At 67.8% G+C, this 20,612-nt stretch carries 15 protein-coding genes; 9 read left to right on the top strand and 6 right to left on the bottom strand.

Annotated features, from left to right (window positions below; all coding sequences use genetic code 11):
- Positions 1–282 precede the first annotated feature (282 nt).
- From G3N61_RS31455 to G3N61_RS31430, 6 genes are all read left to right on the top strand, one after another.
- The gene (locus G3N61_RS31455) at positions 283–510 is read left to right on the top strand and encodes a sulfurtransferase TusA family protein (protein ID WP_006402122.1); all 228 of its coding nucleotides are present in this window, start codon (positions 283–285) and stop codon (positions 508–510) included.
- 199 nt (positions 511–709) lie between these two features.
- Complete coding sequence (locus tag G3N61_RS31450; RefSeq protein WP_043182504.1) at positions 710–1,132, top strand: hypothetical protein; 423 nt, start codon at positions 710–712, stop codon at positions 1,130–1,132.
- A gap of 268 nt (positions 1,133–1,400) precedes the next feature.
- Positions 1,401–2,105, top strand: a complete 705-nt coding sequence (locus G3N61_RS31445) for a response regulator transcription factor (RefSeq protein WP_006490421.1) — start codon at positions 1,401–1,403, stop codon at positions 2,103–2,105.
- A complete protein-coding gene (locus tag G3N61_RS31440) occupies positions 2,102–3,463 on the top strand; it encodes a FecR domain-containing protein (RefSeq protein WP_089450339.1) in 1,362 nt (453 codons plus the stop codon). The genes G3N61_RS31445 and G3N61_RS31440 overlap by 4 nt, the downstream gene beginning before the upstream one ends.
- 10 nt (positions 3,464–3,473) lie before the next feature.
- Complete coding sequence (locus tag G3N61_RS31435; protein ID WP_205824355.1) at positions 3,474–5,861, top strand: CHASE2 domain-containing protein; 2,388 nt, start codon at positions 3,474–3,476, stop codon at positions 5,859–5,861.
- 37 nt (positions 5,862–5,898) lie between these two features.
- Positions 5,899–6,513 carry a DUF4136 domain-containing protein gene (locus tag G3N61_RS31430; RefSeq protein WP_043182510.1) on the top strand — a complete coding sequence of 205 codons (615 nt, stop codon included), beginning with the start codon at positions 5,899–5,901 and terminating at the stop codon, positions 6,511–6,513.
- 60 nt (positions 6,514–6,573) lie between these two features.
- Here the strand turns inward: G3N61_RS31430 and galU are convergent, their stop codons facing one another.
- Positions 6,574–7,458: a UTP--glucose-1-phosphate uridylyltransferase GalU gene (gene galU, locus G3N61_RS31425; protein WP_043182512.1), complete on the bottom strand. Its 885-nt coding sequence runs from the start codon at positions 7,456–7,458 to the stop codon at positions 6,574–6,576.
- Positions 7,459–7,545: 87 nt separating this feature from the next.
- Positions 7,546–10,413, bottom strand: a complete 2,868-nt coding sequence (locus G3N61_RS31420) for a valine--tRNA ligase (protein WP_205824354.1) — start codon at positions 10,411–10,413, stop codon at positions 7,546–7,548.
- Positions 10,414–10,626: 213 nt separating this feature from the next.
- Here G3N61_RS31420 and G3N61_RS31415 point away from each other — a divergent pair, with 213 nt between their 5' ends.
- Both G3N61_RS31415 and G3N61_RS31410 read left to right on the top strand, forming a co-directional pair.
- Entirely contained in the window at positions 10,627–12,990 is a 2,364-nt protein-coding gene (locus tag G3N61_RS31415; protein ID WP_205824353.1) for a UvrD-helicase domain-containing protein, read from the top strand.
- Positions 12,987–13,784: a 5'-methylthioadenosine/adenosylhomocysteine nucleosidase gene (locus tag G3N61_RS31410; RefSeq protein WP_205824352.1), complete on the top strand. Its 798-nt coding sequence runs from the start codon at positions 12,987–12,989 to the stop codon at positions 13,782–13,784. Before G3N61_RS31415 ends, G3N61_RS31410 begins: the two co-directional genes overlap by 4 nt.
- A 78-nt stretch (positions 13,785–13,862) precedes the next feature.
- On the opposite strand, the gene G3N61_RS31405 is transcribed toward G3N61_RS31410, so the two are convergent.
- Complete coding sequence (locus G3N61_RS31405) at positions 13,863–15,101, bottom strand: MFS transporter (protein ID WP_205824351.1); 1,239 nt, start codon at positions 15,099–15,101, stop codon at positions 13,863–13,865.
- 424 nt (positions 15,102–15,525) lie between these two features.
- On the opposite strand from G3N61_RS31405, the gene G3N61_RS31400 reads away from it, so the two are divergent.
- A complete protein-coding gene (locus G3N61_RS31400; RefSeq protein WP_205824350.1) occupies positions 15,526–17,199 on the top strand; it encodes a methyl-accepting chemotaxis protein in 1,674 nt (557 codons plus the stop codon).
- A 21-nt stretch (positions 17,200–17,220) separates the two neighbouring features.
- Here the strand turns inward: G3N61_RS31400 and G3N61_RS31395 are convergent, their stop codons facing one another.
- From G3N61_RS31395 to G3N61_RS31385, 3 genes are read right to left on the bottom strand one after another with little or no spacing between them, the layout of a single operon-like run.
- Positions 17,221–18,096, bottom strand: a complete 876-nt coding sequence (locus G3N61_RS31395) for an HlyD family secretion protein (protein WP_043182521.1) — start codon at positions 18,094–18,096, stop codon at positions 17,221–17,223.
- Positions 18,097–18,108: 12 nt separating this feature from the next.
- The gene (locus G3N61_RS31390; RefSeq protein WP_043182522.1) at positions 18,109–18,312 is read right to left on the bottom strand and encodes a DUF1656 domain-containing protein; all 204 of its coding nucleotides are present in this window, start codon (positions 18,310–18,312) and stop codon (positions 18,109–18,111) included.
- Positions 18,309–20,516, bottom strand: a complete 2,208-nt coding sequence (locus G3N61_RS31385) for an FUSC family protein (protein ID WP_175021925.1) — start codon at positions 20,514–20,516, stop codon at positions 18,309–18,311. Before G3N61_RS31385 ends, G3N61_RS31390 begins: the two co-directional genes overlap by 4 nt.
- Between the last annotated feature and the right edge of the window lie 96 nt (positions 20,517–20,612).

Here is a 20,612-nt window from a genome sequence, read left to right as displayed (position 1 = left end):
TGGGGACCTGCGGCGCGGTGACCGGGAGGGGGGTGTCTAGCGCCGTCTCGCGGGGAAACGCGGCAACCAAGCCGGTCTGGCCGCTCCCGGCGGCGGCGGGGGCGGATAGCGACGCGCGCAGTCCGTCCGAGCAGCGGGCCCTGTGTGCGGCCGGCAGGCGCGCCGTGGGGGGGGGCGCGGGTGCCGGGCCGCGGGCGGCCCGGGCAGGCACCGCGGCGCTGCGGTAAAATCCCGGCTTCTCTCCGCGCCTTGAGTGGCGCGTCATTCGAAGGTCGACAGCCGATGCAGATTCACAAGGAAGTGGACGCGCGCGGGCTCAATTGCCCGTTGCCGATCCTGCGTGCCAAGAAAGCGCTCGCCGATATGGAAAGCGGGCAGATCCTCAAGGTGCTCGCGACCGATCCGGGCTCGCAGCGCGATTTCGCCGCGTTCGCGAAGCAGACGGGCAACGAGATCGTCGAATCGACGACGCAGGACAAGACCTTCGTGTTCCTGATGCGGCGCCGCTGAAGGCTCGCGTCACGGTGCCGGCGGCCGCTGGTGTCCGTCGGCCGCGCCTTTCTGACAATTCTTAAACCTCGCTTCGTGATCGGCTGCGTATACTGACCCGGCCGGTCGTCCGCTCACAGCGGATGCGCCGGCCACGGTACGTCTTACGGCGGGCACGGGGGCCATGCCTGACGCTACCGTCGTACAACGGGGAGAGGACATGTCCTTCAGACCAGGGACCATTCGAAGTCCGTCCGGAGCGGAACGCAGCGTATCGGGACTGAGCCGTATCGAGCTCGACCCGCAACAGGATCGCCACGCGCGTGCCGCGCTGGAGGCCTACGCGGATTCGGCCGCGGCCGAGATGCCGTGGCTGGCCGAGTGGCTCGACGAACGGCTGCGCGATGCCGCGCAGGACGACGGCTCGGGCCTGACCTACTGCGGTGCGACGATCGAGCGTGTGTTCGATCTGGCGCAGGCGTGGGCGGCGAGCCAACCGGATTACGCGGCTACCGCGTGGGAGCGGGTGCGCGGCCAGTTGCAGCGGATGCTGGTGCAACCGGCGCGTTCGGAACCGCTGTTGCCGTGCGTGCCGGCCGACGATGTCGCCGAGCAGGTGGCCGGTATCGCGGGCGTCGACTAGGCGCTCGATTGCGCGGCGGAAAGGATTATTCGAAGAAAAGACGGTAGTCCGCGCAATTTATTGGCGAATTTCATACTACTATGATGAAATCGCCGGTTCGTCCGTACCCCGTTTTTGAGATATTTAGCCGGGGTCGCCGGTTTGCGCAGATGGCGCGAGCGGCGAACGACGGCTCGCCGGCCGGTATCCGGGGGCCGTGCGCGTGCTGCGCGGCTGGATGGGGGCGGGGAGCTGAACTGGACGAATCGATTTCGATTTGCGGGGTGCTATGAGAATTGCTGTACTGGATGACGATCCGGCCCAGACGGATTTCGTCAGTCAAACGCTGACGGCCGTTGGCCATACGTGCTATGCGTTCAAGGAAGGCAAGGCCCTGAAGAAGCGTCTGCAGCGCGAGACGTTCGATCTGCTGGTGCTCGACTGGAACGTGCCCGACATGTCCGGCGAGGAAGTGCTGAAGTGGGTGCGTGCCAATCAGACCGAGCACAGCCTGCCGATCATCTTCATGACGAGCCGTGACGACGAGGCGGGGATCACGCAGATCCTCAATGCCGGCGCCGACGATTACGTGGTCAAGCCCGTGTCGGGCCCGATCCTGCGCGCGCGCATCGGCTCGCTGCTGCGCCGCGCATATCCGGTCAACGCCGAGGCAACCGTTCGCGAATTCGATCAATTCCGTTTCGACGTGAACCTGAAGCAGGCCTACGTCGGCGACAAGGCCGTGAGCCTCACGCAGAAGGAGTTCGAGCTCGCGCTGCTGCTGTTCCAGCATCTCGACCGGCCGCTGTCGCGCGCGCACATTCTCGATCTCGTGTGGAAGCAGGCGACCGACATCCCGTCGCGCACGATGGATACGCACATCTCGATGCTGCGCACCAAGCTCGGCCTGCGGCCCGAAAACGGCTATCGCCTCGCGCCGATCTACGGCTACGGCTACCGGCTCGAGCGGGTCGGCCAGGGAGAACCGGAGTGACCACGGGAATCTCGCAGCGCACGGCGACCCGGCGCACGGTGGCGCTGCGCGCGGCCTGTGCGGTCGCGTTTGCGTTTGCCGCGCAGCATGCGGCTGCGCAGCCGCCCGCCGCGGCAGGCAAGATGGTCGTCTATCGCACGCAGGGGGGCGACACGCTGTACGACGTCGCCGCGCGCTACCTGCAGGGCGCGGACGACTGGCAACTGCTTCAGCAGATCAACGGCGTGCCCGCTCCGAAGCATCTGCAGCCCGGCGTCGCGCTGAAGCTGCCGGTCGCACGCCTGCGCAAGGAAAAGCTGACCGCGCGCGTCATTGCGGTGCAGGGCACGGCCGAACGCGCTTCCGGCGACGCTTTCGTGCCGCTCGCGAACGATGCGACCCTCGCCGAGGGCGACCGCGTGCGCACGGGCCCGAACGGCTTCGTGACGCTCGAGCTCGCCGACGGCACGCACATGAGCCTGCCGCCCGACAGCCAGCTCGACCTGAAGGCGCTGCGCCGCACGGTGCTGACCGGCACGCTCGATCGTGAGTTCGAACTCACGCGCGGCTCGGTCGACAGCGAGGTCACCCATCTGAAGAAACGCGACGACCGCTTCCAGATCCGGTCGCCGTCGGTCGTGGCCGGCGTGCGCGGCACGCACTTTCGCGTGAATTACGACGCGGCCGGCAATGCGTCGACCCGCGTCGAAGTGCTCGATGGCACCGTCGGTGTCGCGGGCGACCGGCAGCCGGCCGATCCGACGCTCGTGCATGCGAATTTCGGCAGCGTCGCGACGTCGTCCGGCGCGGTCGGCGCGCCCGTCGAGCTGCTGCCTGCGCCGGCGCTCGCGCATCCCGACAAGGTGCAGGACGAGCCCGACGTCGCGTTCGACGTCGCCCCGCTCGAACAGGCGCATGGTTACCGCATGCAACTCGCGCACGACGCGGGGCTGCTCGACCTGTTCAGCGAAACGCGCACCGATTCGCCGCGCGCAGTCTTCCACGACGTACCGAACGGGAACTACTTCGTGCGGGTCGCCGCGATCGACGCGAACGGCCTCGAGGGCCGGCCGCGCACGTACGCGTTCGAGCGCCGCGTGATGGGGCTCGACGCGAGCGCATCGCCCGGCGCGGGCGGTTACGAATTCCGCTGGTCGCCGAACGGTTCGAGCAAGGATGCGCGCTACCGGTTCGTGCTGTCGCGCTCGAAGGACCTGAGCGCGCCGGTCGTCGACCAGGTCGGTCTGCACGCGCGCCAGATCACCGTCGCGCACCTGCCGCCGGGCGACTATTTCTGGGCCGTGACCGTCGAGGAGTTCGAAGGCGGCAAGTTCTACGAGAAGACCAGTCCGGTCAGTGCGTTCACGCTGTCGCGCTGATTCGCGGCGCATGAAACCCGACTCCGTTTCCCCGCGGCGGGGCCTCGGCCGCCGCTTCCTGATCGAATGGATCGCGATCGGCTGCCTCGGGATCGCGGTGATCCTCGTCTGCGCGCTCGGCCGCCTGTCGGCAAGCGTCGACGGCCTGATCTACGACCGGCTGCTGATGCTGCGCAGCCTGCCGCTGTCGCCCGACGTGGTCGTCGTCGACATCGACAACCAGAGCGTGTCCGCGCTCGGCCGCTGGCCGTGGCCGCGCGACGTGCATGCGCGGCTGCTCGATACGCTGGCGCGCGCGCAACCGGCTGCCGTCGTCTACGACGTGCTGTTTACCGAACCGTCGCCGGAGGATCGCGCGTTCGCGGACGCGATGAGCCACGTACCGACCTTCCTGCCCGTGCTGCTGAGCCCCGAGCAGGTGGACGGCACGCGTGCGGTCGATCCGCCGGTGGCCGCGCTCGCGGCGCGCGCGGTCGGGCTCGGCCACATCAATCTTGAAGTCGACCGCGACGGCATCGTACGCAGCGTTGCGCTGTTCGAAAGCGACGGCCGCGTGCGCTGGCCGCAACTGATGGTGCCGGTGTACCAGGCGATCCAGGGTGGCCGGCTGCACCCGGTCGGCGGGGCACCCGGCGCGAATGCGCACGACCTGTCGCGCGACGCGGCCGGCGAGGGCCGCTACCTGATCCCGTTCAGCCGCAATACGCCCGCCTATCCGACGCTGTCGTTCGACGACGTGCTCGAAGGGCGCGTGAAGCCCGACGCGCTGCGCGGCAAGATCGTCGTGGTCGGCGTGACGGCGTCGGGGCTGTACGACCGCTTCGCGACGCCCGTGTCCGGCGAGTTCGGGCCGCTCGCCGGTGTGTATATCCATGCGAACGTGCTCGACATGCTGGCGACCGGCAGCGCGATCTCGCCCGCGTCGCGCGCCGGGCTGTTCGCCGCGTCGCTGCTGCCGCTTGCCGCGCTGCTGGGCGGCTTCCTGATGCTGTCGCCGTGGCGCGCGCTGCTGCTGACGCTGAGCCTCGCCGCGCTCGCGGTCGTCGCGAGCATGGCGCTGCTGTTCGGGGCGCGCATCTGGCTGTCGCCGGCGCCCGCGATCTTCGGGCTGGTCGCCGTCTACCCGATCTGGAACTGGCGGCGGCTCGAAATGACGATGTCGTACTTGCGGCGCGAGCTGCAGCGGCTCGCCGACGAGCCGCACCTGCTGCCCGAGGCGCCGCGCACGCGCAGCGTCGGCGGCGACGTGCTCGAGCGGCAGATGACGCTGATGGCGCAAGCCGCGCAGCGCGTGCAGGACATGAAGCGCTTCGTGTGGGACAGCCTCGACAGCATGCCCGAGCCGATCTTCGTGACCGACCTGGCCGGCACCGTGCTGATCGCGAACCATGCGGCCAAGCGCTACGGGTCGCGCCTCGCGCTGCCGCTGCCGGAAGGGCGGCCGCTGCGCAGCGCGCTCGGCGAGCTGACGTTCATGAAGACCGTCGACGGCAACGTCGAACACGACGTGGCGATCCGCGAGCACTGGCCGGCCGTGCTCGACCCGACGCTCGAGGCCGAACACGACGCGATGGCGCGCGGCATCGAGGTGCGCGATCGCGACGGGCTCGACCATCTGCTGCGCTACGCGGCTTGCACGAACGCGCAGGGCCGCGTGACGGGCTGGATCGCCGGCCTCGTCGACGTGACCGAACTGCACGCGGCCGAGCGGCAACGCGAGGAAGCACTGCACCTGCTGTCGCACGACATGCGCTCGCCGCAGGCGTCGATTCTCGCGCTCGTCGAGATCGAGCGCGACCGCGCCGAGACCGACGCGATGCGCGGGCTGCTCGCGCGGGTCGAGCGCTATGCGCATCGCGCGCTGTCGCTGGCCGACGAGTTCGTGCAGCTGGCGCGTGCGGAGTCGCAGGTGTACCAGCTCGAGGTGACGAGCCTCGTCGACGTGCTGATCGATGCGAGCGACGAGGTGTGGCCGCAGGCGCAGGCGAAGCACATCCGCGTCGACACCGATGTCGGTACCGACATGTGCTGGGTGCGCGCGGATCGCTCGCTGATCACGCGCGCCTTCGTGAACCTGCTGAACAATGCAGTCAAATACAGTCCGTCCGATACCGTGATCACGTGTACGCTGGCGGTCGAGCACGCGTCGAAACGGATGTTCTGTACGATTCGCGATCAGGGATACGGCATTGCGCCGGAAGATCAGCGGCATCTGTTCGAGCGTTTCAAGCGGTTCCATGCCGGCGAGCGGCCCGAGATCTCGGGTTCCGGGCTCGGCATGGCATTCGTGAAGACGGTCGTCACGCGCCATGGGGGCAGCGTGTCGGTCGACAGCGAGGTGGGTGTCGGCACCGCGGTGACGGTGTCGCTGCCTGCAATCGACGAGCCGTCCGCCTGACAGGGCCGGGTGCGACGGCAGGTATTTGGGGAAAGCCATGAGAAAGGAATGGGCAGCGACCGCGCTGGCGGTGTCGCTGTTGACGGGTTGCGCCGGTGTGACGAGCGGCGTCAGTGCGGTCGGGCAGCCGAACGCGTTTGCCGCCGATGCGCACGGCTACGATTTCGTGCGGACGGCCGCGCAGGCCGACGATGCCGAATACCGGCAGATCGAGACGCTCGTGCGCGACGAACTCGCGCACCGCGGTTTCGATGCGAAGCCGCTCGCGGCCGCGCACTACCGGCTGTCGATCGCGTATGCGACGCAGCCGGCCTCGGTCGCGGCGAGCGCCGACGGGTGTGGCGCCGCGAGCAGTGCATGCGTGACGGTCGACGGGCCGGCGCCGTTCGCGCTGCCGTTCATGGGCCGCGTGTATCGCCATGTGCTGACGCTGCGCTTCGTCGACGCGAAATCGGGCGCCGACGTTTACCGCGTATCGGCGGCGCTGCGCGATCGCGATCCCGGCACGCAGCAGGCCGCGCCGGCGCTCGTGAAGAGCGCGCTCGCGAAGGTACCCTTCGGCGACGGCGGCGGCTGGCTCGTCAAGACGAAAAAAGACGACGCGGGCGGGATGCCGGGCGTCGTCTCGGTGAAGCCGGCCAACGCGCGCTGAGCGGCGGCCGGTGAGGTGAGGACGGGCTCGCCGGAGTGAGCCCTGGTGCCCTTGCCGCGTTCAGTCGGCGTGGTGTGCGCCGTCGCGCGTGCGCAGGTACGTGTCGAAGTCCGCACCGACTTCCGCGTGGCGCAGCGCGAATTCGACCGTCGCCTTCAGGTAGCCGAGCTTGCTGCCGCAGTCGTAGCGCGTGCCCTGGTACTTGTAGGCCAGCACTTGCTCATCGGCGAGCAGCGACTGGATCGCGTCGGTGAGCTGCAGCTCACCACCCGCGCCGGGCTTCAGCGCACGCAGGTGCTGGAAGATCCGCGGCTTCAGGATGTAGCGGCCGACCACGCCGAGGTTCGACGGCGCGACTTCCGGCGCCGGCTTTTCGACGATCGCCGACATCTTGACGATCGACTCCTCCCACTCCTTGCCGTCGACGATCCCGTACGACTTCGTTTCCGACGGCGGGATCTCTTCGACGCCGATCACCGAGCTGTGATAGTGGTCGAACACGTCGACCATCTGCTTCATCACGGGCGGGTTGCCGTCGAGCAGGTCGTCGGCGAGGATCACCGCGAACGGGTTGTCGGCCACGAGCTTTTCCGCGCACAGCACCGCATGGCCGAGGCCGAGCGCTTCCGGCTGGCGTACGTAGAAGCAGTCGACATGGCTCGGCTTGATGCTGCGCACGAGCTCGAGCAGCTTTTCCTTGCCGCGCGCCTCGAGTTCGGCCTCGATTTCATACGACTTGTCGAAGTGATCCTCGATCGCGCGCTTGCTGCGCCCGGTGACGAAGATCATCTCGGTAATGCCGGCGGCGATCGCTTCCTCGACTGCGTACTGGATCAGCGGCTTGTCGACGACCGGCAGCATTTCCTTCGGGCTTGCCTTCGTTGCCGGGAGGAAGCGTGTGCCGAGACCGGCAACAGGGAATACCGCCTTGGTGACTTTCAACATGATCGAACCTTTATTCCTGTAATCGACTTGTCAGACGGTTTATGTTCACGCCCGCATTATAGTGAACGCAAACGACCTTACGGTTTGTTACGCAGGCAACCGATCGAGCTGCGCGCGCAGTTTCTCAAGGGTGCTCTGGAATTCCGCGACGCGCTTCTGCTCCTGTTCGACCACGGCCGGCGGCGCTTTCGCGACGAATGCCTCGTTGCCGAGCTTTGCATTGCACTTCGCAATCTCGCCCGTCAGGCGCGCGATTTCCTTCGACAGACGCTCGCGTTCGGCTGCGACGTCGATCTCGACCTTCAGCACCAGCTTGTTCGGCCCGACGATCGCGATCGGCGCGCCGTGTGCTTCCTTGTCGAGCGTTGCTTCATCCGCGAGGATCTGCACTTCCGACAGGCGTGCAAGCGCCTGAATGTACGGTGCGAACGAGCGCAGGCGCTCGGCATCGCCGGCTGCAAGCAGCGGCACCTTGGTTGCCGGCGACAGGTTCATCTCGCCGCGCAGGTTGCGGCACGCGTCGACGATCGCCTTCAGATCGGCTGCCCACTGCTCGGACGCCTCGTCGATCTTCTGCAGGTTCGCGATCGGGTACGCCTGCGTCATCAGCGACGCTTCGCCTTCGGCCTTGCCTTGCGGATAGCGGCCGGCCAGCGGCGCGACCTTCTGCCAGAGCGCTTCGGTGATGAACGGGATGATCGGGTGCGCGAGGCGCAGCACCGTCTCGAGCACGCGCAGCAGCGTGCGGCGCGTGGCGCGCTGCTGTTCCGGCGTGCCGTTCTGGATCTGCACCTTCGCGAGTTCGAGATACCAGTCGCAGTATTCGTCCCACACGAACTTGTAGATGCTGCTGGCGATGTTGTCGAAGCGGTAATCGGCGAAGCCCTTCGCGATGTCGGCCTCGGTGCGCTGCAGCAGCGACACGATCCAGCGGTCGGCCGCCGAGAAGTCGAGGTAGCCGCCCGGGCCGCAATCGCCCGCGCCGCAGACTTCCGGCTTGTCGCTGCCGCAGTCGTGGCCTTCGCAGTTCATTAGCACGAAGCGCGTCGCGTTCCACAGCTTGTTGCAGAAGTTGCGATAGCCTTCGCAGCGCGCGAGGTCGAAGTTCACGTTGCGGCCGAGCGTCGCCATCGATGCCATCGTGAAGCGCAGCGCGTCGGTGCCGAACGCGGCGATGCCGTCCGGGAATTCCTTGCGCGTCTTCTTCTCGATCGTCGCGGCCTGCTTCGGGTTCATCAGGCCCGTCGTGCGCTTCGCGACCAGCGTGTCGAGGTCGATGCCGTCGACGATGTCGATCGGGTCGAGCGTGTTGCCCTTGCTCTTCGACATCTTCTGGCCTTCCGCGTCGCGCACGAGGCCGTGCACGTACACGGTGTGGAACGGCACCTGGCCCGTGAAGTGCGTGGTCATCATCACCATCCGGGCGACCCAGAAGAAGATGATGTCGAAGCCCGTGACGAGCACGGACGACGGCAGGAAGTGCTTCAGTTCAGGCGTTTCGTTCGGCCAGCCGAGCGACGAGAACGGCACCAGCGCCGACGAGAACCACGTGTCGAGCACGTCTTCGTCGCGCTTCAGCGCGCCCGCATAACCCTTCGCGGCCGCCAGCGCGCGTGCTTCTTCCTCGTTGCGCGCGACGAACACCTCGCCGTTTTCGCCGTACCACGCGGGAATCTGGTGGCCCCACCACAGCTGGCGCGAGATGCACCAGTCCTGGATGTTCTCGAGCCACTGGTAGTAGGTGGTCGTCCAGTTTTCCGGGACGAACTTGATCTGGCCGTTGCGCACGACGTCGAGCGACGTTTCCGTGATCGACTTGCCGGGGTTGAACGTGCCTTCCGGCGCCGGCTTCGTCATCGCGACGAACCACTGGTCGGTCAGCATCGGCTCGATCACGACGCCCGTGCGGTCGCCGCGCGGCACCATCAGCTTGTGCGGCTTCACCGAGTCGAGGAAACCCTCGGCGTCGAGGTCGGCGACGATCGCCTTGCGCGCGTCGAAGCGGTCGAGGCCGCGATACTGCTCGGGGCCGTTGTCGTTGATCTTCGCGTCGAGCGTCAGGATCTCGATCGGCGCGATCTTGTGGCGCTGGCCGACCTGGTAGTCGTTGAAGTCGTGCGCGGGCGTGACCTTCACGACGCCCGTGCCGAACTCGCGGTCGACGTAGTCGTCGGCGATCACCGGGATCTCGCGGCCCGTCAGCGGCAGCGTGACGAGCTTGCCGATCAGGTGCGCATAGCGCTCGTCTTCCGGGTGGACCATCAGCGCGACGTCGCCGAGCATCGTTTCCGGACGCGTCGTGGCAACGGTCAGCGAGCCCGAGCCGTCGACGAGCGGGTAGCGGATGTGCCACAGGTGGCCGTTTTCCTCTTCGCTCACGACTTCGAGGTCCGACACGGCGGTCAGCAGCACCGGATCCCAGTTGACGAGGCGCTTGCCGCGGTAGATCAGGCCCTGTTCATAGAGCGTGACGAACACGTCGCGCACGGCGGCCGACATCTTGTCGTCCATCGTGAAGTATTCGCGCGACCAGTCGGGCGACGCGCCGAGGCGACGCACCTGGCCGGTGATCGTCGAACCCGATTTTTCCTTCCATTCCCACACGCGCTCGACGAACTTCTCGCGGCCGAGGTCGTGGCGCGACACGCCTTGCGCGTCGAGCTGGCGCTCGACGACGATCTGGGTCGCGATCCCCGCGTGGTCGGTGCCGGGCACCCACAGCGTGTTCTCGCCGAGCATCCGGTGGTAGCGGGTGAGGCCGTCCATGATCGTCTGGTTGAACGCGTGGCCCATGTGCAGCGTGCCCGTCACGTTCGGCGGCGGCAACTGGATCGAGAAATCGGGGCGGGCCGGATCGAATGCCGGGGCCGCATAGCCGCGCTTTTCCCACTCCGGCCCCCATTGGGACTCGATGGTGTGGGGCTCGAAACTCTTCGCAAGCGTGTTGTCGCTCATGTTGGAAATCTGCCGAAAAATGCGTGAATTGGATGCCGAATCTGACAATTATAAATGGATGCACATCGACCAGCCATCGCCTTGCCGGTACGGGCCCGTCGCGACGCGATCGCCGCGTGCCCGTGACGGGTAATCAAACGGATCGGGAACGGCATCGCGCGGCCGACTTATAATGTCGGGTCCGCATTTTTCTCGCCCGTCCGCTGCCGCTCCATGCCCGATCTGCTCGCCAATCTGAACCCCGAACAACTCGCCGCCGTCACGTTGCCGAACGAACCGGCGCTGATCCTCGCAGGGGCGGGCAGCGGCAAGACCCGCGTGCTGATCACCCGCATCGCGTGGCTGATCCAGCAGGGCTACGCGTCGCCGCCCACCGTGCTCGCCGTCACCTTCACGAACAAGGCCGCGCGCGAGATGATGGCGCGCCTGTCGGCGATGATGCCGATCGACACGCGCGGGATGTGGATCGGCACGTTCCACGGCCTGTGCAACCGGATGCTGCGCACGCACTGGCGCGACGCCGGCCTGCCGCAGACCTTCCAGATCCTCGACACCGCCGACCAGCTGTCCGCGATCAAGCGGCTGATGAAGGCGGCGAACGTCGATGACGAGAAGTATCCGCCGAAGAACGTGCAGTACTTCATCAACAACGCGAAGGAGCAGGGGCTGCGCCCCGACAAGGTCGACGCGACCGACAACTTCAACCGCAAGTTCGTCGAGCTGTACCAGGCGTACGACCAGCAGTGCCAGCGCGAGGGCGTGGTCGACTTCCCCGAGCTGCTGCTGCGCTGCTACGAATTGCTCGCGTACAACGCGCCGCTGCGCGCGCACTACCAGGCGCGCTTCAAGCACATCCTGGTCGACGAGTTCCAGGACACCAACAAGCTGCAGTACGCGTGGCTCAAGATGCTCGCGGGCGGCGAGAACGCGATTTTCGCGGTCGGCGACGACGACCAGTCGATCTACGCGTTCCGCGGCGCGAACGTTGGCAACATGCGCGATTTCGAAGACGAATTCCGCGTGCGCAACCTGATCAAGCTCGAGCAGAACTACCGGTCGCACGGCAACATCCTCGACGCGGCGAACCAGCTGATCTCGAACAACGCGCACCGCCTCGGCAAGAACCTGCGCACCGACGCGGGCCGCGGCGAACCCGTGCGCGTGTACGAGGCGAGCACCGATTCGCAGGAAGCCGGCTGGATCGTCGAGGAGATCCGCTCGCTGATCAACACCGGGATGGCGCGCAGTGAAGTGGCCGTCCTGTACCGCAGCAACGCGCAGTCGCGCTCGATCGAGCACACGCTGATGTCGTCGGGCATTCCGTACCGCGTGTACGGCGGCCTGCGCTTCTTCGAACGCCAGGAAGTGAAGCACGCGCTCGCGTACCTGCGCCTGATCGACAACCCGAACGACGACACCGCATTCGTGCGCGTCGTGAACTTCCCGACCCGCGGCATCGGCGCGCGCTCGATCGAGCAGCTCGCCGACGCCGCGCGCCTGTACGGCTGCTCGATGGCCGCTGCGATTCCGTACGTGACGGGCAAGGCCGGCACGAGCCTGGGCGGGTTCGCGAACCTGGTCGCGAAGATGCGCGCCGATACGCAGCAGATGAACCTGCCCGACACCGTCGAGCACATCGTGCGCGCCAGCGGTCTCGCCGATTTCTACCAGGGCGAGCGCGAAGGCCAGGACCGTCTCGAGAACTTGCAGGAACTCGTGAACGCGGCCACCGCGTTCATCGCCGAGGAAGGCTACGGGCTCGACACGCCGGCCCGTTCGATCCCGCTGCGCGCGGGCGCGATCGCGGCGCCCGAGCTCGGCACCGCGACGGACGATCCGGCGGTCGACGTGCTCGATCCGGTATCGCCCGCCGACCCGGCACAGAACCCCGACACGATGACGCCGCTCGCCGGTTTCCTGTCGCATGCGTCGCTGGAGGCCGGCGACAACCAGGCGCAGGCCGGGCAGGACGCCGTGCAGCTGATGACGGTGCACGCGGCTAAGGGGCTCGAATTCTCGGCCGTGTTCATCACGGGCCTCGAGGAAGGGTTGTTCCCGCACGAGAACAGCGTGCTCGAATCGGATGGCCTCGAGGAAGAGCGCCGGCTGATGTACGTCGCGATCACGCGCGCGAAGGAGCGGCTCTACCTGTCGTTCGCGCAGAGCCGGATGCTGCATGGCCAGACGCGCTACAACGTGCGCTCGCGCTTCTTCGACGAGCTGCCCGAATACGTGCTCAAGTGGCTGACGCCGAAGGTCGAGGCCGGTTCGCGCTGGGGCGGTCGGTCGGACAACGCCGGATACGGGCGCGACTGGTTCGCGCGGCCGGGCGGCGGCAGCCGCGAGCAGATCGTCGACCCGGCCGTGTCCGCGCCGCTGCCCGCGTTCGCGGACAAGCAGCGCGCGGCCGATGCCGGCTTCCGGGTCGGCCAGCAGGTGTTCCATACCAAGTTCGGCGAAGGCACGGTCACCAAGCTCGAAGGCAACGGCGCCGATGCGAAGGCGCAGGTGAAATTCAAGCGGCACGGCGAGAAGTGGCTCGCGCTCGCGGTCGCGAAACTGCAGGCGGTGGAATGATGGGCATCGACAACGTTGTGACGCCTGCGGCCCGTCCGCTCGGCATTCTCGCCGCGCTGCCCGAGGAACTTGGCGACCTGATCGCCGCGATGCGTGCCGAAGGTGCGATGCAGACGGTCACGCTCGGCCGCCGCGATTATCACGTCGGCACCGTGCACGGCGCGGCCTGCGTCGTGACGCTCGCACGGGTCGGCAAGGTCGCGGCCGCCGCGACGGTCAGCGCGCTGATCCACGTGTTCGGCGTGTCTGGCGTCGTGTTCACCGGCGTCGCGGGCGGCGTGTCGCGCACGGTGCGCGTTGGCGACGTCGTCGTGGCCGATACGCTGCTGCAGCACGATCTCGACGCTTCGCCGCTCTTTCCGCGCTACGAGGTGCCGCTGCTCGGCATCACGCGTTTCGCGACCGACGCGGCACTGACCGCACGCTTGCGGGCCGCGTGCACGCAATTCGTCGCGGAAGAGGGCGCGCAGTTCGCCGCGCGCTTCGGCCTGGCCGGTGCGACGCTGCACGCGGGGCTCATCATCAGCGGCGACCGCTTCGTGTCGAGCGAGCGCGAGGTCGTCGCGCTGCGTGACGCGCTGCCGGATGCGCTCGCGGTCGAAATGGAAGGGGCCGCGATCGCGCAGGTGTGCGCAGAGCACGACGTGCCGTTCGCACTCGTGCGCACGATCTCCGATACGGCCGACGATCACGCGACGCAGTCGTTCTCGCACTTCCTGTCGGCGATCGCGAGCAGCTATTCGTCCGGCATCCTCAAGCGTTTCCTGACGCTGCATGCGACGACGGCGGCCTGAAGCCGCCGCCGTTCCCTTCATTCCTTCATTCGAGCCGTTCGACCGGCCGCCGCGTGTACGCGGCGGCCGGCGGGCTCGTCACGCCTTCTTGCGCCGGCTGCTTTCGAGGTTCGGCAGGAAGATCGTCAGCACGCCGATCAGCGGCAGGAACGAGCACACCTTGTAGACGAACGTGATGTTCGTTGCGTCGGCGAGCTGGCCGAGCACGGCCGCGCCGACCCCGCCGAGGCCGAACGCGAAGCCGAAGAACAGCCCCGCGACCATCCCGACCTTGCCGGGCATCAGCTCCGTCGCGTAGACGAGGATCGCGGCGAACGCCGACGCCAGCACGATGCCGATGATCACGGTCAGCACGGTCGTCCAGAACAGGTTCGCATACGGCAGCAGCAGCGTGAACGGCGCGACGCCGAGGATCGATACCCAGATCACGTACTTGCGGCCGATCCGGTCGCCCACCGGCCCGCCGATCAGCGTGCCGGCCGCCACGGCCGCGAGGAACACGAACAGGTGGATCTGCGCGGCCTGCACCGACAGGTGGAACTTGTCGATCAGGTAGAACGTGAAATAGCTGTTGATGCTCGCGAGGTAAAAGTACTTCGAGAACACCAGCAGCACCAGCACGCCGATCGCGCCGAGCACGCGGCCGCGCGACAGCGTCGGGTGACCGGCCGCCGCGGCCTTCTTCTTCATCGACGGATGCTTCTTGTACCAGTGGCCGATCTGCGTGAGCACGATCATCGCGACGAGCGCGGCCGCCGAGAACCACGCGATGCTGTGCTGGCCGTGCGGAATGATCACGAGCGCGGCGAGCAGCGGCCCGAGCGCGGAACCCGCATTGCCGCCGACCTGGAACACCGACTGCGCAAGCCCGTGCTGGCCGCCCGACGCCATCCGCGCGACCCGCGACGATTCCGGATGGAACACCGACGAGCCGCAGCCGACGAGCGCCGCTGCCACCAGCAGCATCGGGAAATTCGACGCGGTCGACATCAGCAGCAGCCCCGCGAGCGTGAAGCCCATCCCGACCGGCAGCGAATACGGTTTCGGCCGCTTGTCGGTATAGAGGCCGACGAGCGGCTGCAGCAGCGATGCGGTGATCTGGTAGGTGAGCGTGATCAGGCCGATCTGCGCGAACGACAGCGCGAACTGGCTCTTGAGCATCGGATAGATCGCCAGGATCAACGACTGGATCATGTCGTTGAGCATGTGCGAGAAGCTGATCGCGCCGAGCACCGGGTAGACGGTGCGGGCGACGGGTGGCGCGGACGGTTGGGTGGCGGCTGCGCCGGCGGCGCCGGTGTCGAGGCTGGTTTCCATGTGAGAGCTGAACGAGTTGAGGTGGCGGGCGCGCTCTGCTGGGGATCGGCGCGTCTTGAATCGTTGCTGCGTCAAAGAAGTGTAATGTGGCGTATTGAGAATGTCAGGACAAGTTTTGTCGTGAATCGGACATTCATCCGACGGATCGGCCGATGCCGGCTTTTTTGACCGGGTATAACGCTGGCGGCGCGCCCGCCTGTCGGCAGGGGCGCGCGCCTTGGGCCGGTGCGTGGTTTACCGGACTCAAGAAACGGTGGTGGCGGCCGTAGAACGACCCAATGACAACGGGCGCGCCGCGCCCGGCACCGGCTATCCGCCGTGCGGGCGCAGGACGCGCGGCATGGCCAGCCATCGCGGGAACGCCGGAGCGCCGGACCGCCGGGACCGACCTTTCCGGCCGCGTGATCAATACGGGGATAGTTCGATGAAAGCAGCATCTTTGCATCCACAGCCCGGTGCGGCCGCCGCCGCACCCGACGTTACCGCCGGTCACGCCGCCCGGCGCCTGCGCGCGGCGCGTCGCGAGCGCCGGCCGTGGACCGTCAAGGCGACGTTGCGCGCCGCATTCGCGATCCTGCTCGCCGGCACGCTGGCGATCGGCATGTTTTCGCTGTGGCAGATCAGTCGGCTGAACGCGTCGATCGCGTCGGTCTACGAGCAGGGCCACGTCGCGAGCCGCGCGGCCGAGGAGGTTCGGGCCGAAGTGCTGCGCGCGAGCCGTGCGCAGAAGATGCTGCTGACGGCGAGCACCGCGAAGGAGCGCGACGAACTGGGCGCCGAAGTCGGCGCGGGGCTCGCGTCGATCGGCCAGGCGCTCGGCACGCTGCAGCGCTACGCGGATCCGGGCGACGTCGACGATTCGGCGCGGCTGCGCGCCTTCTCGACGGCGGTCGGCACGTGGAGCACGCATCTGCGCGATTTCGTCGCGCTCGTGCGCGCGCAGCCGCTCGACCTGTCGCAGATGAACTGGCAGGTCGGCACGCAGGACGTGTCGTTGCTGGTCGAAACCGGCAAGCTCGAGAAACTCGTTGCCGAACTCGTGAAGACGCGCGGCGCGAAGTCGAAGGCCACGCTCGATGCGTCCGCCACCATTTTCTCGTCGTCGTTCGCGATGATCGCGGCGATGACGGCTGCGCTGATCGTGCTCGCGATCGTGATCGCCGAGCGCGTGGTGCGCCGTCTCGCGTCGCAGCTCGGCGGCGAGCCCGCGCACGCGAAGGCGATCGCCGCGGACATCGCGCGCGGCGACCTGACGCGACCGATCAAGCTGGGCCGGCACGACCGCGACAGCATGGTGCGTGCGCTGGCCGAGATGCAGACGGGGCTCGCGGCGACCGTCGGCGAGATCGCCGTCAGCGCCGAGGCGATCGCGGCCGCGTCGGGCGAGATCTCCACCGGCAATCTCGATCTGTCGAAGCGCACCGAACAGCAGGCCGTCGCGCTCGAGCGCACCGCGGCCAGCATGGAGCAGCTCACGTCGACCGTACGGCAGAACGCCGAGAATGCGCGGCAGGCGAGCGCGCTCGCGGCCAATGCGTCGGCCGTCGCGGAGACGGGTGGTGAAGTCGTCGGGCGTGTGGTGGCGACGATGAGCGAGATCGACGACAGCGCGAAGAACATCCGCGACATCATCGGCACGATCGAGGGGATCGCGTTCCAGACCAACATTCTCGCGTTGAACGCGGCGGTCGAGGCGGCACGCGCCGGCGAGCAGGGGCGCGGCTTCTCGGTGGTGGCGGGCGAGGTCCGCCTGCTCGCGCAGCGCGCGGCGACCGCGGCGAAGGAGATCCGCGCGCTGATCGGCGCGTCGGTCGAGCGCGTCGCGAACGGTGCGGCGCTCGCGCACGATGCGGGCCGCACGATGGGTGACGTCGTGCGCGCGGTCAAGCGCGTGACCGACATCATCGGTGAAATTTCCGCCGCATCGGACGAGCAGAGCGCCGGGATCGACGAGATCGGCCGCGCGGTCACGCAGATGGACGCCGGCACCCAGCAGAACGCGGCACTCGTCGAGCAGGCGGCCGCTGCGGCGAACGCGCTCGACGAGCAGGCGCAGGCGTTGAAGTCGCTGGTCGGGCGTTTTCGCATCGCGGCCTGAGCGCGCCCGGCCGTTCGGGTATTACGACTTCTTCTGCTTGTCGGGATCGATGATGACCGTGCAGGTTGTGCCCGCCGACAGCACCACGTCGGCCGGGACTTCGTCGATCCTGATGCGCACCGGCACGCGCTGCGCGAGGCGCACCCAGTTGAAGGTCGGGTTCACGTCCGCGACGAGGTCGCGGCTTTGCGGGTTGTCGCGATCGTAAATGCCGCGCGAGATGCTCTCGACGTGGCCTTTCATCACGCCGCCGCTCATCAGCCGCATTTCGGCCGGCGCGCCGATCTTCACGCGCGGCAGCTTGGTTTCCTCGAAGTAGCCGTAGACCCAGAACGAGTGGCTGTCGACGATCGCGAGCTTGGCCTGGCCGGCCACCGCGTAGTTGCCCTTGAAGGTCTGCAGGTTCGTGACGTAGCCGTCGACCGGCGCGACGACGCGCGTGCGTTCGAGGTTGAGCTTCGCGGCGTCGAGCGCGGCGATTGCCTGCTGGTACTGCGCATCGGCGCTCGATGCGCTGTGCGCGGCGTTCTCGCGGTTTTCCTTCGACACGACGAGCGCGTCGAGGTCCGCGCGGCGGGCCGCGTCGTCGCGGCGCATCTGCAGTTCCGCGCGGCGGGCGGCGACGGCCGCCTGCGCCTGCTCGACCGCGATCTGGTAGTGCGACGGGTCGATCTGCATGATCAGGTCGCCTTTCTTGACGAGCTGGTTGTCATGCACGGGCAGCTCGACGATCGCGCCCGACACGTCCGGCGCGACGTTGACGATCTCGGCGCGCACGCGCCCGTCGCGCGTCCACGGATCGTCCATGTAGTGCACCCACAGCGAGCGCCCGATCAGGATCGCGACGATGAGAATGACGGCGGTCGCGACGAAGCCGAAAAGTTTTCTGAGCATCATGATGGTTCTGGATCAACGATAAACGGCAAGACTCAGTCCGCCGCAAATACAGACGAGAAGGCAGGCCCGGAACAGCGACGGGTGCCAGACGAGACGGTAGAGGCCCGTGTAGGCGAGCAGGCGATCGACGGCCCACGTGGCCAGCGCGCCGATGACGAACATCAGCACCACCGTGGGCATGTAGGCATCGAGAATGGCGATTTCACGCGGCATCATGACGAGGCTCCGGGTTGGGTGCGCGCGGTCGTGGCGCGGTTTCGGTTGAGCGCATCGAGCGGCGATTCGGGATCGAGCAGCGCCGTGCGCACGAAATGCAGGTGGCTCAGGATGCGCTGCAGCCGGTGGCGTTCGTCACGCGTCGGCGTGAACGCGTCGAGCGTCTGCCGGGTCGCGTCGATCGCGTCGTTCACCGCTGCGAGCGTCGCGTCGAAGCGTGCGGCGTCGGGCTTCGTGAACAGCGACGACAGCGCGGTGCGCATCGTCTCGATCGCACGTCGCCACGGCATCGTCGGCGCAAAACGCGGGTCGGACGGCAGTGCCGCCAGCTCGTGGCGCAGGTCGATCGACGCGTTGCCGGTCTCGAGCACCGCGAACATCCAGCGGAGCGCGTCGCGCTGCACGTCGGGCTGGTCGGCCGACAGCGTGTGCGCCTGGTACATCAGGTCGCGCGCGCCGCTCTCGAAGCGCGTGCGCAGGCCGGCGAGCCGTGCGTGGCCGGCCGCGACGGCCTGGTGGCGCAGGTCGGCGAACAGCCGCTTCTTGAGCCACGGCGCGGTTGGCGGGAACAGCACCGCGAACGCGATCGCCGATACCAGCATCGACAGCACGAGTGCGAGCGCGTCGTTCATGAAGCTCGACGGATCGTAATGCGTGATGTTGTCCGGGCCCGCGAGGAAGCAGAAGAAGATCAGGTAGCCCATCCCGTAGCCGGCGAGCTTCGGTTTCAGCGTCATGTAGATGCCGATCGCGAGCAGCGGCGCGAGCGCCACGCACAGCAGCACGAAGCCATCGATCCGCGGATAGATGCCGAACATCAGCACGAAGCCGGTGCAGACGGCCAGCGCCGTGCCCATCCCCATCTGGGCGGACATCGCGGTCGGGCGCGGCGTCGACGACGCGAGCGCGCAGGTCGCCGCCGCCGTCAGCACCAGCGTGACGCCGTTCGGCCAGGCCGTTTCGATCCAGAACCAGCCGAGCGTGAGGATCACCACCGCGGTGCGGATGCCCGCGATCAGCGCGGCCGTCATGTTGGTGCGCGGCTCGTAGCGTTCGATCCAGCGTTCACGCTCGTGCGTCGCGCTCGACAGCGACGCGTAGGTCGCCGCGTATTCCTGCAGGTCGGTGATGAAGCGGTACAGCAGTTCGGCCGCCGTATCGAAGTCGAGCAGCGGGAAGTCCGGGCGCGTTTCGAGTTCGGCGCGCGTCGCGCGGATGCGGCGCGGCAGCGCGTCGCGCCACGCGAGCAGTTGCTCGGCCGCGTGCGCGGCGTCGACCGACGTGCGCACGGGTTCGCCGTTGCGCGTGAGCAGCGGCGCGATTTCACGGAAATACGGTTCGATCGCGTCGATCGCGGCTTGCGCGCCGGCCGCGTGCAGCCGGTTCATCAACTGGTGCAGCGCGTGGAAGCGGCTCGACGCGCTCATGAACTCGCTGTTCAGCCGCGCGAGGCGGCCGCTGCGCATGCGCGTGCCGGGATCTTCGAACACCGCCATGCTGCGCGCGGCCTCGAAGCCCACCACGTCGGCGACGAAGCGCGTATGAATGGTCTCGATGTGCGCGCGGTCGAGCTGGCCCGACAGCGCCGACGCGACATAGTCGACGAAGCTGCCGAAGCGCTTGCGGACCGTCGTGCGCATCTGCTCGCCCGTGTACTGCGGAAACACGAGCGCGCTGACGACGCCGGCCGACACGATCCCGATGATGACCTCGGACACGCGCGTCATCGCGCTCATGAAGGCGCCGTCCGGGTGTTGCGACGCGGGCAGGCCGATCAGCGCGGTCGTATAGCCGGCGAGCAGGAAGCCGTAGCTGCGGAAGTTGCGGTTGCGCGCGGCGCCGGCCGTGCACAGCGCGATCCACAGCGCGATGGCCAGCAGGAACAGCTGCGGCTGCTGCGGGAACAGCCCGACGAACGTGAGCGTCGCGATCAGCCCGAAGATCGTGCCGGCGACGCGGTAGAAGCTCTTCGCGAGCACCGCGCCGCTTTGCGGCTGCATCACGATGAACACGGTGGTCATCGCCGTCTTCGGCGCGGGCAGGTCGAGCCGCATCGACACGCCGGTCGCGATGAACGCGGCGAGCAGCGCCTTGAACAGATAGAGCCATGCGGCGCCGTCGGTACGGGCCCAGTCGCCGAACGCGGCGGTCCAGGCCGCGAACGGGCCGCCGGCGTGCGTGGAAGCGGGGGAGGAGGCTGACATGGCGTCGCTCCGCGTTATCGTGCGGCCGGCACGCCGGACGCACCGGCGGCCGCGACCTGCGCGGGCCGGGCGGCGGCTGCCACCGGCTTCGCATTC

It is taken from the genome of Burkholderia sp. Ac-20349, assembly GCF_017104865.1.
In the GTDB taxonomy this organism is placed as follows: Bacteria; Pseudomonadota; Gammaproteobacteria; order Burkholderiales; family Burkholderiaceae; genus Burkholderia; species Burkholderia aenigmatica.
Note: the sequence above shows the minus strand (reverse complement) of the source record. Positions and strands in the feature narration are given on the sequence as shown.